The sequence below is a fragment of the Arthrobacter sp. Ld5 genome (assembly GCF_051172775.1).
Classification (GTDB): Bacteria; Actinomycetota; Actinomycetes; order Actinomycetales; family Micrococcaceae; genus Arthrobacter_D.
In genome coordinates, this window is record NZ_JBPKBO010000006.1 from 94,977 (window position 1) to 110,060 (window position 15,084).

Consider the following 15,084-nt stretch of genomic DNA (forward strand, 5'->3'; position numbering starts at 1 on the left):
AGCTCACGAGCCCAGCCGGGCGACGCTCAGCGCGATGCCGTCCAGGATGTCGTGCTCGCTCGAGATCGCGGTGGCCACCCGTCCGCCGGTCAGGGCCCCCACGCGCTCGAGGATGGTCGCCCAGATCAGCGCCCCGGCGCCGATGACGTCCACCCGGCCGGGATGCATGTAGGGCAGCGCCGCGCGGGCCTCCCTCGATCGGTGGAGGAGGTCCGAGGCCGCGGCGGAGACCGCCGCGATCGGCAGTTCCGCCCCGTGGATGCGGGCGGGCTGGTACTCGGGCAGGTCGAGGGCGTGCGCGGTCACCGTGGTCACGGTGCCGGCCACGCCGACGATCTTCGTGACGCTCTCCAGCGGCACCTCGTCCGCCGCCCGGTCGATGAGGCGCCGGACCTCGGCGGTCATCGCCGTGATCTGGTCCTCGGAGGGCGGGTCGTCCCGGAGGAAGCGCTCCGTGAAGCGCACGCAGCCCATGTCCGTGCTCAGCGCTCCGACGAGCCCCCGGGCCGTGCCCGCGACGAATTCCGTGCTGCCGCCGCCGAGGTCGACCACGAGGACGGTCTCGTCCTCCTCCGTCGCGAGCACGCTGACGGCACCGTCGAAGGACAGACGCGCCTCCTCGTCCCCGGTGACGACCTCCGGCTCCACGCCCAGGCGCGCCCGGATGCCGTCCACGAAGTCCTGCCGGTTCTCGGCGTCCCGCGAGGCCGACGTCGCCACGAACCGCATCGGGGGGCTCCCGTGCTCCGCGATCAGCGCCGCGTACTCCTCGGCCGCCGCGAAGGTGCGCCCGAGGGCGGCGTCGGACAGGCGTCCGGTGGCGTCGACGCCCTCCCCGAGGCGCACCACGCGCATCAGGCGCACGACGTCGGTGAGCTCGCCGTCCTGGACGTCGGCGATCAGCAGGCGGATCGAGTTGGTGCCGCAGTCGATGGCAGCGGTGCGCATGGCGTCTCCTCGCTGGGGGGTCGTGGTCCCGTCGCCCGCTCCACGGCGGCGTGCCGCGCGCTTGGCCTCGAGCTCCTCGGGGCTGAGCCCCTGGGTCCGGGTGTGTCGGCTGAGGTCGGCGTGCGGCGCCTGGCCCGTGGTGTCCCAGGCTCCGTCGCAGGAGCAGCGATCCGGTGTCCACCACGCGGCGATGCCGCCGATGGCTTCGTCGCCGAGCGGGTTCACGCCGGGGCCGGCCGCGAGGGCGTGGCCCACGAGTACGTGCAGGCACTTGACACGGGTGGGCATCCCCCCGGCGGAGACGCCGTCGATCTCGGGGACCGGGCCCGTGCCGGCGCGCTCCCCGACGGCGTCTCGCGCCGCCAGGTACGCGAGGTGCGCTTCCCGGTAGCGGGAGGCGAGCTCCGGGTCCTCGGCGAGCCGCTCGCTCATCCGGGTCATCACGCCGTCGGCCTCGAGGCGGGAGACCGCCGCCGTGACGACGGGGTGCGTGAGGTAGTAGGTGGTGGGGAACGGGATGCCGTTGGACAGCCGCGGCGCCGTGGTGGCGACGAGCGGATTCCCGCAGACGCACCGGGCGCCGATCTCCACGACGTCGCGGACGGGACGTCCCAGCTGGCGGCTGAGGACATCGAGGTCGCGCCCGCTCGGGGTCCGGTGATCCGTCACCCGGCGGTCCTCGAGGGGATCGTGCTGGTCGTGCTCGGTCACGCTGTTCCTTCCTTGTTGCGCAGCGGGCGTGCGGTGGGACGCAGCACCCCTCCGACAGGGCCCCGCCGCGGTGGCGTGGCCGTGTCGCTCAGTCCGTCGCCGCGCGGGCGACGGAGTTCCACAGGGAGTCCACCCAGGGCAGGTCCGCGGGCTCGGCGGCCGACCCCTCCCCCGTGCTCTCCTCGATGCCGTCGCCGCCCTTGACGAGATAGCGGGTCTCACCCGGCATCACGAGGAAGATCCGTTCGCGGGCCTGCTGCTTCACGAAGGCGGGATCGTCCCAGCGGGCGAGTTCGGACCTGTAGTCCGCCTGCTGCTGCTCCTGCCGGGCGATGTCCGCCCGGAGGGCCTCGAGCTCGGTCTGCTGCTGCAGGTACCGGCTCACCGACGGCGCCAGCAGCACGATCACGGCGACGAGGACGACGGCGAGGGCCAGCAGGCGCCCCGAGAACGCCTTCGCGGGGATGGGCGTGGCTTCCTCGGCCGGCTCGATGACCGACTCCGCCCGCCGGGACCCGAGCCGCCCGCGCCGGATGCTGCCGGCCAGCTGGGACCGTTCCGCGGCCCTGGCCGCGGAGGCCGACGCCGGCCCGGCGCTCTTCGTGCGTGGTGGACGGGCCGACGTCGTGCCGGAGGCCCCTGCGGTGGCGGGGGTCGTCGCGGCACCGGATCCCTGCGTGGCGCGCGGGTCCTTCGTCGCCGACGGACCCGCAGCGCGGGGGGCCGCAGGCTTCCGCGGCGGGGACCCGGCGGGCCGGGACGTCGCCGGGGCGTGGCCGGAACCCCGCGGGCCCGCGCCGGATCCGGTCGGCGCGGCCGGCCCGGTGGCCCGGGAGCCGTGGGCCGGCTGGCCCTTGGACGCACCGGAGGCCGGCCGCTCCTCCGCCGCCGGCGTCGGGCGGCCGGCTCGCGGCACGTTGGGGCGGCGGACGGTCATGGAGCTCCTCGTCAAGTGCTGTCGCGTGGGCCTCGCTGGACCCGTCTAACGAGGGTAACCGCCCTCTCGATCATCTGCGGATCAACTAGGCCGTGAAACGCGGGAAGGCGCTGCGTCCGGCGTAGCGTGCGGCGTCGTCGAGCTCCTCCTCGATGCGGAGCAGCTGGTTGTATTTCGCGACGCGCTCGCTCCGGGCGGGTGCGCCGGTCTTGATCTGGCCCGCGTTGGTCGCCACGCAGATGTCGGCGATCGTGGTGTCCTCCGTCTCGCCGGAGCGGTGCGAGGTGATCGTGGTGTAGCCGGCGCGCTGGGCCATCGAGATGGCGTCGAGCGTCTCGGTCAGCGTGCCGATCTGATTGACCTTGACCAGGAGCGAGTTCGCCGTCCCGGTGGAGATCCCCTTGGCCAGGCGCGTGGGGTTCGTGACGAAGAGGTCGTCGCCGACGATCTGCACCTTGTCGCCGAGGGACTCGGTGAGGTGCTTCCAGCCTTCCCAGTCGTCCTCGTCGAGGGGGTCCTCGATGGAGACGAGCGGGTAGTCGCGGACGAGCTCCTCGTAGTAGGCGCTCATCTCCTGGGTGCTGAGGGACTTGCCCTCGAACTGGTAGGCGCCGTCCTTGTAGAACTCGGACGCGGCGACGTCGAGCGCGAACGCGATGTCGGTGCCGGGCGTGTAGCCCGCGCGCTCGATGGCGGTGGTGATGAGGTCCAGTGCGTCGCGGTTGGACGGCAGGTTCGGGGCGAAGCCGCCCTCGTCGCCGAGGCCGGTGGCGAGGCCCTTCTCCTTCAGGACCGACTTCAGCTCGTGGTACACCTCGACGCCCCAGCGGAGGCCCTCGGAGTAGGTCTGTGCGCCGAGCGGCACGATCATGAACTCCTGGATGTCGACGTCGGAGTCGGCGTGCGACCCGCCGTTGAGGATGTTCATGAGGGGAACGGGCAGCATGTGCGCGTTCGGGCCGCCGAGGTAGCGGTAGAGCGGCAGGGTGGAGGACTCGGCGGCGGCGCGCGCGATGGCGAGGGACACGCCGAGCATCGCGTTGGCGCCCAGGTTGGACTTGTTCTCGGTGCCGTCCAGGTCGATCATCGCCTGGTCGATCGCGCGCTGGTCGGCGGCGTCGAACCCGAGGAGGGCCGGCTGGATCTGCTCGATCACGGCTTCGACGGCCTGCAGGACGCCCTTCCCGAGGTAGCGGTCCTTCTCGCCGTCACGGCGCTCGTTCGCTTCGAACGCACCGGTGGATGCGCCGGAGGGGACGGCGGCGCGGCCGAAGGTGTCGTCGTCGAGCAGGACCTCGACCTCGACCGTGGGGTTTCCGCGGGAGTCGAGGATCTCCCTCGCGTGGATGGCATCGATAATGGCCATGGAATAGCTCCTCTTCGTTGGAGTGTTTCGTTGGAGTGTAGGGGTCACATCTGGTTGGGACGTCTTCGTCAGGCAACGGAGGTGTTGCTCCCAGCCTAGTTCACGTGCGTCCGGCGCACGCCGTACCCGCCGCGGATTGTGACGTCCGCCGGCGGCCGCGCCCGGGGCTCACGCGCCGTCGAGGGCGTCCCGCTGGTAGTCCAGCACCGCGCGGCGCAGTGCCCGTTCCGGGTCGATGCCCGCACCGACCGCCCGGCGGACCAGGGCGAGCAGTTCGAGGCCGAGCTCGCCGTCGCTCCCGGCCCTCCGCCCGGCACCCGGTTCCGGCCGGCCCTCCCCCGCGCGCCCGAGGGTCTTGGCGGCGAAGGCCAGCGCGGGGAGGTGGTGCGGGATGCCGTCGAACGGCGAGGTGCGCGCGGGCCGCTCCTGCGCCTTCGCGGCCTGCCACGCCGCAACGATCCCGTCGACCGGGGGCGGCGTCGGGTCGGTCCCGTCCGCGGGCGTCGCGGTCCGGAGGCTCCCGTCCGCCGCGAAGACGTGCGGGTTCCGGCGCACCAGCTTGTCGGTCAGCCCGGCCGCGACCTCCGCGAACCCGAAGGATCCCTCCTCCGCCTGGAGCTGGGAGTGGAGGACCACCTGGAACAGGACGTCGCCGAGACCACCGCGCAGCTCGTCGACGAGTGCGCGGTCCCGCGCCCCGCCGCGGGCGACGTCGTCGACCGCCTCGTAGAGCTCGTACGTCTCCTCCACGAGGTACTCGAGCAGCGCCGCATGATCCAGGGCCGCCGTCCACGGGCAGCGGTGGCGCAGGTGCTCGACCACCTCCACGAGGCGTTCCATCGCCGCGCCCGGAGCGTTCCCGGGCGCGGTGCCGGATACTCCTGCCGTGTCCGTCACGGGCGGGTTCAGGCGGAGGCCAGCCCGGCGGCGTGGTCGAACCGCTGCGCCACGTACTCGGCGAGGGCCTCGCGGTCCTCGAGCGGCAGGAACGCGGCGTCGACGGCGTTGAGCGTCAGCTCGAGGAGGTCGCCGAGGTCGTAGCCGAAGGTGTCGACGAGCAGTTCGAACTCACCGGTCAGGGTGACCCCGCTCATGAGCCGGTTGTCGGTGTTCACGGTGACCTTGAAGCCCAGCTGGTACAGCAGGTCGAAGGGGTGCGCGTCGATCGTGGAGCCGAAGGCCTCGATGGCCCCGGTCTGCAGGTTGGAGGACGGGCACAGCTCGAGCGGGATGCCGCGGTCCCGTACCCACGAGGCGACGAGGCCGAGGTTCGCGATGCCGACCTCCTCGCCGTCCGACGCCTGCTCGTCCTCCGACTCCTCGATCTCGATGTCCTCGGCGATGCGGACGCCGTGGCCGAGGCGCAGGGCGCGGCCCGCGACGAGTGCGTCCCGGATGCTGTCCAGGCCGGCCGCCTCTCCGGCGTGCACGGTCACGGGGAACTGCTCGGAGGCGAGGAAGGTGAAGGCGTCGGCGAAGCGGGACGCCGGGAAGCCGTTCTCCGCACCGGCGATGTCGAAGCCCACGGCCCCGCGGTCGCGGTGGCGGAGTGCGAGCTCGGCGATCTCCTGGCCGCGGTCGGCGTGCCGCATCGCGGTGATGAGCTGGCCCACCTGGATGACACGGCCGGCGGCGAGGGCCGCGGCGGCACCCGCCTCGAGCCCCTCCTGCACGGCCTCGACGGCCTCGTCGAGGCTCAGGCCCTGCTGCGTGTGCTGTTCGGGGGCCCAGCGGACCTCTCCGTAGACGACGCCGTCGAGGGCGAGGTCCTCGACGAATTCCCGGGCCACCCGGACGAGCCCGTCCCGGGTCTGCATGACGGCGATCGTGTGATCGAAGGTCTCGAGGTAGCGCTCGAGGGACCCGGAGTCCGCCGAGTCGCGGAACCATGCGCCGAGCGACTCGGCGTCGGACGCCGGCAGCTCGTGGCCGATCGCGGCGGCGAGCTCGAGGATGGTGGCCGGGCGCAGCCCTCCGTCGAGGTGGTCGTGGAGGGAGACCTTGGGGAGGGTCCGGATGTCGATGGCAGCGTCGTCGTTCTGGGTCTGGGTCACGCTGCCAAGCCTACGCGATCCGCCTCGGCGTCCACCGGCGGGGTCCGCACGGGTGGGGTCTGCACGGGTGGGGTCTGCACCGGTGCGGACCCCACCTGCCTAGGCGATGCGGTCGATGATGAGCCGCTGTGCCGGGCGGGATCCCTCGGGCACGATCACGACGGCGTCCGCGAGTGCCTCGCGTGCCCGGTCGAACCGGCCCGGGGTGTCGGTGAGCAGCGTCATCAGCGGCTCCCCCGCACGCACCGTTGCCCCGGGCTTCGCGTGCAGGCGCACGCCGGCCCCCGCCTGCACCTGGTCCTCCTTGCGGGCGCGGCCGGCGCCGAGGCGCCATGCGGCGACCCCGACCGCGAGCGCGTCCAGGCCCACGAGCACGCCGTCGGCCGGGGCGAGGACCACCTCGGACTCCTTCGCGACCGGCAGGGCCGCGCGGGGGTCGCCGCCCTGGGCCTCGATCATCCTGTTCCACACGTCCATGGCGCGGCCGTCCTTCAGGGCCGCCGCGGGATCGGCGTCGTGCACGCCGGCGCAGGCGAGCATCTCCTCGGCGAGGCGGACGGTGAGCTCGACGACGTCGGACGGGCCCCCGCCGGCGAGGACCTCGACGGACTCCTCGACCTCGATGGCGTTGCCGGCGGTGAGACCGAGCGGGGTGCTCATGTCGGTCAGGAGCGCCACGGTGTTCACGCCGGCGTCCTTCCCGAGCGCCACCATGGTCTCGGCGAGCTCGCGGGCGCGGGCCTCGTCCTTCATGAACGCACCGCTGCCCACCTTGACGTCGAGCACGAGCGAGCCGGTGCCCTCCGCGATCTTCTTGCTCATGATCGAGGACGCGATGAGGGGGATGGCCTCGACGGTGCCGGTCACGTCGCGCAGCGCGTAGAGCTTCTTGTCGGCGGGCGCCAGGCCCGTGCCGGCCGCGCAGATGACGGCGCCCACCTCGGCGAGCTGGCGCAGCATGTCCTCGTTGCTGAGGTGCGCCTGCCAGCCGGGGATGGACTCGAGCTTGTCCAGGGTCCCGCCGGTGTGCCCGAGGCCCCGGCCGGACAGCTGCGGCACGGCGACGCCGAACACGGCGACCAGGGGCGCCAGCGGCAGGGTGATCTTGTCCCCCACCCCACCGGTCGAGTGCTTGTCGCTCGTCGGGCGGCCGAGCGAGGAGAAGTCCATCCGCTCGCCCGAGGCGATCATCGCGGCCGTCCAGCGCGAGATCTCGGCCCGGTCCATGCCGTTGAGGAGGATCGCCATGTTGAGCGCGGCCATCTGCTCGTCGGCGATGGCGCCGCGCGTGTACGCGTCGATGGTCCAGTCGATCTGCTCGGGCGAGAGGGTGCCGCGGTCGCGCTTGATGCGGATGATGTCGACGGCGTCGAAGGCTTCGGTCATGGAGGATCCTCGGATCTGATCGGGGGAAAGGGGGAGGTGGTCGTCGGGGAGGGCCGGCGGGCGCTCAGGCGAGGTGCTGGGGCCCGAAGGCGTCCGGCAGGACCTCGTCCATGGTGCGGATGCCGCTGACGGTCAGGAGCACCATGTCGGGTGCCCGGAACTCGTACAGCAGCTGGCGGCAGCGCCCGCACGGCATGAGGGTGTTGCCGTCGCCGTCCACGCAGCTGAAGGCGCGGATCCGCCCTCCGCCGCTCATGGCGATCGCACTGACGAGCGCGCACTCCGCGCACAGCGTCAGCCCGTAGGACGCGTTCTCCACGTTGCAGCCGGACACGATCCGGCCGTCGTCGAGGAGGGCCGCCGCCCCGACGGGGAACGTCGAGTAGGGCACGTAGGCCTTCCTCATCGCCTCCGTCGCGGCGGCCGTGAGTCGGTCCCAGGGGATCCCGGCCTGGCTCGGTGTCTCGGTCATGGCGGGTGCTCCTAGCCCTTGATGTACGGGATGCCGCTGGCTCCCGGCGCCCTCGAGCGGCCCACGAGACCGGCGACGGCGAAGACCGTCACCACGTAGGGCAGCATGCGCAGGAACTGGTCGGGCACCGGGGTGCCGAGCAGGCTGAGGACGTTGGACAGGTTGGTGGCGAAACCGAACAGCAGCGCGGCGAAGAACGCCCCGATCGGGTTCCACCGGCCGAAGATCATGGCCGCCAGGGCGATGTAGCCCGCGCCGGCCGTCATGTCGCGCCCGAAGCCGGAGACGGCGACGAGCGTGAAGAAGGACCCGCCGATCCCGGCCACGACACCGGCGAGCAGCACGTTCCTGAAACGCATCCGGTTCACGTTGACGCCCAGGGTGTCGGCCGCCTTCGGGTGTTCCCCGACCGCGCGCGTCCGCAGGCCCCAGCGGGAGTGGAACAGCGCCACGTAGATGACGGCGACCGCCACGTACATCAGGTAGCCGACGATGGTCTGCTCGAAGAGGATCGGCCCGATCACCGGGAGGTCCGAGAGCAGCGGGATCTCGATGATCGGCAGGCGGGGCGGCGAGTTCCACCGTTCCGGGTCCTCGGTGAGGACGGCGGAGAACAGGAACCCGGTGAGCCCGGAGACCAGCACGTTCAGCACGACGCCGACGATCACCTGGTTCACGACGTAGCGGATGCTGAAGACCGCGAGGACGAGCGAGACGAGGACGCCGGCGACGGCCGCGGCGATGAGGCCGACGAACGCGTTGCCGGACAGCGACGCCGCGACCGCGGCCGCGAAGGCCCCGAACAGCAGCTGCCCCTCGATGGCGATGTTGACGACGCCGGAGCGCTCGCACAGGATGCCCGAGAGCGAACCGAAGATGAGCGGGACCGCGAGGGCCACCGACCCCGCGAGCAGGCCGTACAGGGCGACGTTCGGAGTGCGGGCGCTGCCCACCACCCAGGTCAGGAAGGCGACGAGGAACAGGAGGGCGAACACGGCCGGCACCCAGGTGGGCACCGTCCGGCCGGACCGCGTCCGCAGGAAGGCGACCACGGTGAGGGCGATCATCCCGAGGGCGGTGATCCAGCCGATGACCGGCGCCGACACCACGATCGGGGGCAGGACGATCGCGTCGCCGTCCTGCGAGAGGCGGAATGTGACGTCGTTGCCCGGGGCGCCGACGGCGAAGACCAGGAGGGAGAAGAGCGCGACGACGGCGAGGATGATCGGTGTCTTCCAGCTGCGCACTCCGGTGTCGCCGGCGTCGCGGGCGCCCCGGGCGGGCGCGTCGGTGGTTGCTGTGCTCATGCTGCTGCTCCGGTCGAGGCTGGCGTGCGGGTCGTGGAGCCGCCCTTGCCGGCGCGGGGGGCGCCGGGTGCGGGGAGGCGGAACAGCGCGCGGACGAGCGGCGGCGCTGCGATGAAGAGGACGATGAGCGACTGCACCACGAGGACGATGTCGATGCTGGTGCCGGTCGACGCCTGCATGGTCACGCCTCCGGCCCGGAACGCGCCGAACAGGATGCCGGCCGCGAAGGTGCCCCACGGTGTGGAGCGCCCGAGCAGGGCGACGGTGATCGCGTCGAAGCCGAAGCTCGCCGCGACGCCCGAGGTCAGCACCTTCTCGGTGCCGGAGACCTGTGCCACGCCCGCGAGCCCCGCGAGGGCACCGGCGATGGCCATCGCCAGGACGTAGCCCCTGCTCACGTTGATGCCCGCGGTGCGCGCGGCCTTCGAGTTGGCGCCGATGGCACGCAGCTCGAAGCCGACCGTCGAGCGGTTGAGCAGCCACGCCACGAACACGGTCGCCAGCACGGCGACGACGAAGCCCCAGTGCAGGCGGAACCCCGCACCGAGCAGCGGCGGGTAGAGCGCCGTCGCCTCGAGCTGGGGGCTGATCGGGTTCGTGGACCCCGGCCGCTGGAACGCCGGGGTGCTCAGCAGGTAGAGCACCAGGTTCACGGCGATGTAGTTGAACATGATGGTCAGGATGACCTCGTGCGCGCCGGTGCGCGCCTTGAGGACGCCGACGATCCCTGCCCAGATCGCACCGCCGATCATGCCGGCGAGGACCACCAGGAGCAGGTGGATGCCGACCGGGAGGTCGAGCGTGAAGCCGACCCAGCCCGCGAAGGTCGCCCCGATGAGGATCTGGCCCTGCGCACCGATGTTGAAGAGGCCGGCACGGAAGGCGAGCGCCACGCCCAGGCCCGCGCAGATGAGCGGCGTGGCCACCGTCAGCGTCTGCGTCAGGGGGTAGATCATCCGGGTGAAGGTCTCGCCCTGGAAGTTGAAGACCGAGCCCTGGAACAGCGCGATGTAGGCGCCCGACGCCGCCGTCCAGGCCGCCGCCAGGGTGTCCTGGGGCCGGCTGAAGAAGTACGACGACGCCCGGGCCACGTTCTCGTCGGTGACGGCGATGAGCAGTCCGCCGAGGACCAGGGAGAGGACCACGGACAGGAAGGCGACGAGCGCGTTCCCGGTCATCACGCGCTGCAGGAGCGTCGATTCCGGCGCGGGTCCGCCGCTGAGGTCGGACGCGGTGGGGGGTACGAGGGGAGGAGGCAGCTCCCCTCCTGCCGTCTCGGCCTCGCTCTCGAGCCGCGCCTCGTCCTGGCGTGCGGCCTCGTCCGCTTCCCGGCGGCTGTGCCGGGTGCCGTCGTCGGTCGCCGGGGGGACCGGCCTGTCGTCCTGCGGGCTCACAGGTTTCCTCCTTGAACGTCGTGTACCTGGGCCAGTGCTTCGTCGCCGGGCATGCCGGCCATCATCAGGCCGAGGACGTCGCGTGAGGTCGCGCCGGGCACGATGCCCATGAGGCGTCCGCGGTACAGCACGGCGATGCGGTCGGCGAGTTCCAGGACCTCGTCGAGCTCGGTCGAGACGATGATGACGGGGGTGCCGCCGTCGCGCTCCGCGAGGATGCGCCGGTGCAGGAACTCGATGGATCCGACGTCGACGCCGCGGGTGGGCTGCGAGGCGATGAACAGTTCGAGCGGCCGCGAGAACTCGCGGGCCATGACCACCTTCTGCTGGTTCCCGCCGGACAGCGTTCCCGCTGCGGCGGCCGCGGACTGCGTGCGGATGTCGTACTCCGCGATCTTCTCCTCGGCGTTCTTCTCGATGAGGCCGGGTGACATGGACAGGCCGCGGGCGAAGGGAGCGTCGTCGTAGCGGTTGAGGACGAGGTTCTCGGCGACCGAGAACGTCCCGACGAGCCCGTCCACGCTGCGGTCCTCCGGGACGAACCCGACGCCCGCGCGGATGACGTCCTTGACGCTGCGGCCCAGGAGCTCCTCGCCGCGGAGCATGATGGAGCCGGTGACGTGGTCCTGGAGCCCCATGATGGCCTCGGTGAGTTCCGTCTGCCCGTTGCCCTGCACGCCGGCGATGGCGAGGATCTCCCCCTGCGCCACCTCGAAGCTGAGTCCGTCCACGACGCGCTGGCCGTTGGCGGCCTGGACCGTGAGGTCGCGAACGGTGAAGGTCACCTCGCCGGGGGTCGCGGGCTGCTTGTCGAGCGTGAGGCTGACCGACCGCCCCACCATGAGGGACGCCAGTTCCGTGGTCGACGCCCCCGGGTCGGCGGTGCCGACGACCTTGCCGCGGCGGATGACGGTGATGACGTCGGAGACGGCCTTGACCTCCCGGAGCTTGTGCGAGATGAAGACGATGGACTTCCCGTCGCCCTTGAGCTGCCCCATGATGCCGAGCAGTTCGTCGGTCTCCTTGGGCGTCAGCACCGCGGTGGGCTCGTCGAGGATCAGTACCTCGGCGTCGCGCACGAGGGCCTTGATGATCTCGACGCGCTGCTGCACGCCGACCGGCAGGTCCTCGACCACGGCATCGGGATCGACGTCGAACCCGTACTGGTCGGAGATCTGGCGGATCCGCGTGCGCGTCTTCTGGAGGTCGAGCATCCCGGCCGCCTTCGTGGCCTCGTTGCCGAGGGCCACGTTCTCGGCAACGGTGAAGACGGGGACGAGCATGAAGTGCTGGTGCACCATGCCGATCCCGGCGGCCATGGCGTCCCCGGGGCCCTTGAAGGTCACGGGCTTGTCGTCGACGAGGATCTGGCCCTCGGTCGGGTCGTACAGTCCGTACAGCACGTTCATGAGCGTCGACTTCCCCGCCCCGTTCTCACCGAGCAGGCTGTGCACCTGTCCCGGTTCGACGACGAGGTCGATGGAGTCGTTGGCGACGAGCGATCCGAAGCGCTTCGTGATGCCGATCAGTTCGAGTTTCACAACTCATCCAACCTGTTCTGTTCTCTGGTCTTGTCCTGACTCGACGCGTCTCGAGCGGAAGCCACGGAAAGGATACCGGGCGGGGCATCGGTGCACCGACCGGCGTGGAACGCAAACCGCCTTCCTCCCGGAGTGACCCCGCGGGAGGAAGGCGGTCCTGGTGCGCTGCCGTACTACTTCGGGCTGGCGGCCGATTCGACCGTGATGTCGCCCGAGATGATCTGGTCCTTCAGCTCGTCGAGCGTCGCCTGCAGGTCGTCGGGGACGTTCGCCTCCTGGTCGTGGAACGGCGCCAGCGCGACGCCGCCGTTCTCCAGGGTGCCCACGTACGGGGTGTTGTCGAAGTTGCCCTCGACGTCGGTGCTGATGACGTCCTCGACGGCGTCGCCCATGAGCTTCATGACGGAGGTGAGGATGAACTCCTCGCCCTTGCCCGCGGTCTCGTAGCCGTCGGAGTCGACCCAGATGGCCTTGACGTCCTTGCCGCCCGCGTTGGCCTCGATGACGGCGTCGAGCGTGCCGGAGCCGACCGGCCCGGCGACGGGCATGATGATGTCCGCGCCCTCGTTGATGAAGTTCTGCGTGTTGGTCTTGCCGGCCGCCTGGTCCTCGAAGTTGCCCACGAAGGTGCCGTTCTGGCTCTCCTTGTCCCAGCCGAGGAGCTGGACGTCCTCGCCGGTCTCCTCGTTGAAGTACGCGACGCCGTCGGCGAAGCCGTCCATGAAGATGGTCACGGTGGGGATGTTGATGCCACCGAAGGTCGCCACCTTCCCGGTCTCGCTCGTCGCGGCCGCCGCGTAGCCGGCCAGGAACGCCGCCTGCGCCGTGTCGTAGATGATGGGCTTGACGTTCGGCAGGTCGATCGAGTTGTCGTCGACGATCGCGAACTTCGCCTCGGTGTTCTGCTCGGCGGCGGCCTTGGTGGTGTCGGCGAGCAGGAAGCCGACGGTGACGGTCAGGTTGCAGCCGCCCTGGACCATGCTGTCGACGTTCGGGCCGAAATCGGTCTCGGCCTGCGACTCCGCCTGGTTGATCTGGATGCCGAGGTCCGCCTCGGCCTTCTTCAGGCCCTCGTAGCTGGACTGGTTGAACGAGCGGTCGTCGAATCCGCCGGAGTCGGAGACGATGCAGCCGAGGTAGTCGGAATTCGCCTCGGCGCTCGAGCCGCCGCCGGACGCTTCCTCGGCCGGCGGGGCCCCGCAGCCGGAGAGGACGAGGGCGGATACGCCGAGGACGGCCGCGGACAGGCCGGTGCCGCGCGTGATTTTGCGCAGTGAGTTCTTCAAAATGCCTCCAGGAGAGAAATACGCCACGGGAAGGGATACCAGCGAGTGTCCATCCCGGTCACGATTGATCCGAGGCTCTGTTGTCACTGGAAGACCGTGGCGCCGCGACACCGTCGGTGCAGCACGTATGCGAACATCCTAAGGGCCAAGTGACGGGGAACACTACACGGGCACACCGGGGGTGCTGATCGTTCGGATTTCGTTATGCACAGGGGCCTGAGCACACGTCCCGGCGGCGCCCGGCACGGCGTCCCCGCCCCGGCGGTCTACGCGTCGGCGTCGAACACCGTCCGGAGGGCCGCGGCGGTCATGACGCGGATGCCGTACCCGATGGCCCGCTCGTCCGGCCGGTAGTCGCCGCGGTGCAGGTCGTAGGTCTCGCCGCCGGGAGTGCGCGTCCCCAGCCGCATCATGGCACCGGGCACCTCCTGGGTCATCCAGGCGAAGTCCTCGCCCCCCATGGACTGCGGTGTCAGTACGACGGCGCCGGGGCCGAGTTCGGCGCGGGCCGCGGCCTCGAGCAGGCCGGTCTCCGCTTCCTGGTTGACCACGGGGGGCACGCCGCGGGTGTGCTCCAGCTTCACGGTCACGCCGAACGGGGCAGCGACCTCGCGGACGGCGCGGTCGAGCAGCTCGCCGGCCGTCTTCCAGGCGTCGGCGTCGAGGCAGCGCAGCGTCCCCGACATGTAGCCGTGGGCCGGGATCGCGTTGGGGGCGGAGCCGCCGTGGATCTGCCCCCACACCAGGGAGACGGCGCTGCGCACGTCGATCCGCCGGGAGAGCACGGCCGGCACGTTCACGGCGATGGACGCCAGGGCGAACACGAGGTCCTCGGTGAGGTGCGGGCGTGAGGTGTGGCCGCCGCGTCCGCTGAGCTCGACGCGGATGGTGTCCGACGCCGACGTGATGGCGCCGATGCGCGTACCGACCAGGCCGACGTCGATCCGCGGGTCGCAGTGCAGCGCGAGGATCCGGGGCAGGCCGGTGAGGGCGCCCTGGGCGATCACCTCGAGCGCCCCGCCGGGCATCATCTCCTCGGCGGGCTGGAAGATGATCCGTACCGTGCCGGGCAGGGGCTGCTCGCGATCGAGGCCGGCGAGGACGAGTGCGACGCCCAGCATCACCGTCGTGTGGATGTCGTGGCCGCAGGCGTGCGTGACGCCGGTCGACGCCGACGCGTACGGCAGGCCCGTCTCCTCGATGATCGGCAGGGCGTCGATGTCCGCCCGCAGGCCGAGGCGCAGCGGCCCCTGGCCGATGTCGACGACGACGCCGGTGCCTGCCAGCCGCTGCGGGGCGAGCCCCGCCTGCCGGAGCCGGGCGACGAGCAGGTCGGTGGTGCGGTGTTCCTTGAACGAGAGCTCGGGGTGGCGGTGGATGTCCCGCCGGATACCGGTCAGCTCATCGAGCAGTGTGTCGAGGACTGCCCCGGCCCGTGAGGCAGGGGTGCTCTGGGTGCTGAACGTTTCCACCTCCCCAGCCTACCGACCGGCGCCGCCCGGACGGCATCTCATTGCTGCCGCGCCGTTTCCGTCCGGCTGCTTGCGCTCCTAGATGTACTGAGCCGTCAGGTTGGTGACACTCGGGTGATGGGTGTGGTTCCGATGCCGGTGTGGATACGTTCAGTGTTGTAGTGCTCGAGCCAGGGTGCAAGGGCGGCTTGACGGTGAGCGCTGCTGGTG

Annotated in this window: 13 protein-coding genes and 1 pseudogene; all 14 read right to left on the reverse strand. The window is 71.3% G+C overall.

Annotation, left to right across the window (positions count from 1 at the left end):
- Positions 1-3: 3 nt before the first annotated feature.
- Positions 4-948: a Ppx/GppA phosphatase family protein gene (locus ACSGDB_RS04065; RefSeq protein WP_434993088.1), complete on the reverse strand. Its 945-nt coding sequence runs from the start codon at positions 946-948 to the stop codon at positions 4-6.
- Between the two features lie 213 nt (positions 949-1,161).
- Positions 1,162-1,659: pseudogene (locus ACSGDB_RS04070) on the reverse strand (DUF501 domain-containing protein); the annotation flags it as partial.
- Between the two features lie 88 nt (positions 1,660-1,747).
- Positions 1,748-2,596: a septum formation initiator family protein gene (locus tag ACSGDB_RS04075; protein WP_434993053.1), complete on the reverse strand. Its 849-nt coding sequence runs from the start codon at positions 2,594-2,596 to the stop codon at positions 1,748-1,750.
- 85 nt (positions 2,597-2,681) lie between these two features.
- Positions 2,682-3,962, reverse strand: coding sequence for a phosphopyruvate hydratase (gene eno, locus ACSGDB_RS04080; RefSeq protein ID WP_434993056.1), 1,281 nt, complete (start codon positions 3,960-3,962; stop codon positions 2,682-2,684).
- A 168-nt stretch (positions 3,963-4,130) separates the two neighbouring features.
- Positions 4,131-4,859 carry a MazG nucleotide pyrophosphohydrolase domain-containing protein gene (locus ACSGDB_RS04085; protein WP_434993057.1) on the reverse strand — a complete coding sequence of 243 codons (729 nt, stop codon included), beginning with the start codon at positions 4,857-4,859 and terminating at the stop codon, positions 4,131-4,133.
- Positions 4,860-4,867: 8 nt separating this feature from the next.
- Positions 4,868-6,016: an adenosine deaminase gene (locus ACSGDB_RS04090; RefSeq protein ID WP_434993058.1), complete on the reverse strand. Its 1,149-nt coding sequence runs from the start codon at positions 6,014-6,016 to the stop codon at positions 4,868-4,870.
- 99 nt (positions 6,017-6,115) lie between these two features.
- The gene (locus ACSGDB_RS04095) at positions 6,116-7,402 is read right to left on the reverse strand and encodes a thymidine phosphorylase (protein ID WP_434993059.1); all 1,287 of its coding nucleotides are present in this window, start codon (positions 7,400-7,402) and stop codon (positions 6,116-6,118) included.
- 64 nt (positions 7,403-7,466) lie between these two features.
- Positions 7,467-7,874, reverse strand: coding sequence for a cytidine deaminase (locus ACSGDB_RS04100; RefSeq protein ID WP_434993061.1), 408 nt, complete (start codon positions 7,872-7,874; stop codon positions 7,467-7,469).
- A gap of 11 nt (positions 7,875-7,885) precedes the next feature.
- On the reverse strand, positions 7,886-9,181 hold the full coding sequence (locus tag ACSGDB_RS04105) for an ABC transporter permease (RefSeq protein WP_434993064.1): 1,296 nt from the start codon (positions 9,179-9,181) through the stop codon (positions 7,886-7,888).
- Complete coding sequence (locus ACSGDB_RS04110; RefSeq protein ID WP_434993067.1) at positions 9,178-10,575, reverse strand: ABC transporter permease; 1,398 nt, start codon at positions 10,573-10,575, stop codon at positions 9,178-9,180. The genes ACSGDB_RS04105 and ACSGDB_RS04110 overlap by 4 nt, the downstream gene beginning before the upstream one ends.
- The gene (locus tag ACSGDB_RS04115) at positions 10,572-12,116 is read right to left on the reverse strand and encodes an ABC transporter ATP-binding protein (RefSeq protein ID WP_434993070.1); all 1,545 of its coding nucleotides are present in this window, start codon (positions 12,114-12,116) and stop codon (positions 10,572-10,574) included. The genes ACSGDB_RS04110 and ACSGDB_RS04115 overlap by 4 nt, the downstream gene beginning before the upstream one ends.
- 173 nt (positions 12,117-12,289) lie before the next feature.
- Positions 12,290-13,402, reverse strand: a complete 1,113-nt coding sequence (locus ACSGDB_RS04120; protein WP_434993072.1) for a BMP family lipoprotein — start codon at positions 13,400-13,402, stop codon at positions 12,290-12,292.
- A 266-nt stretch (positions 13,403-13,668) separates the two neighbouring features.
- On the reverse strand, positions 13,669-14,874 hold the full coding sequence (locus ACSGDB_RS04125; RefSeq protein WP_434993074.1) for an amidohydrolase: 1,206 nt from the start codon (positions 14,872-14,874) through the stop codon (positions 13,669-13,671).
- 95 nt (positions 14,875-14,969) lie between these two features.
- The coding region (locus tag ACSGDB_RS04130; RefSeq protein ID WP_434993089.1) for an integrase core domain-containing protein at positions 14,970-15,084 on the reverse strand (115 nt) is incomplete at its 5' end.

Excerpts from the sequence above, each read along its gene's own strand:
- ACSGDB_RS04075 (WP_434993053.1), bottom strand. The coding sequence starts at position 2,596 with ATGACCGTCCGCCGCCCCAACGTGCCGCGAGCCGGCCGCCCGACGCCG.
- ACSGDB_RS04065 (WP_434993088.1), bottom strand. The coding sequence starts at position 948 with ATGCGCACCGCTGCCATCGACTGCGGCACCAACTCGATCCGCCTGCTG.
- ACSGDB_RS04105 (WP_434993064.1), bottom strand. The coding sequence starts at position 9,181 with ATGAGCACAGCAACCACCGACGCGCCCGCCCGGGGCGCCCGCGACGCC.
- eno (WP_434993056.1), bottom strand. The coding sequence starts at position 3,962 with ATGGCCATTATCGATGCCATCCACGCGAGGGAGATCCTCGACTCCCGC.
- ACSGDB_RS04095 (WP_434993059.1), bottom strand. The coding sequence starts at position 7,402 with ATGACCGAAGCCTTCGACGCCGTCGACATCATCCGCATCAAGCGCGAC.
- ACSGDB_RS04100 (WP_434993061.1), bottom strand. The coding sequence starts at position 7,874 with ATGACCGAGACACCGAGCCAGGCCGGGATCCCCTGGGACCGACTCACG.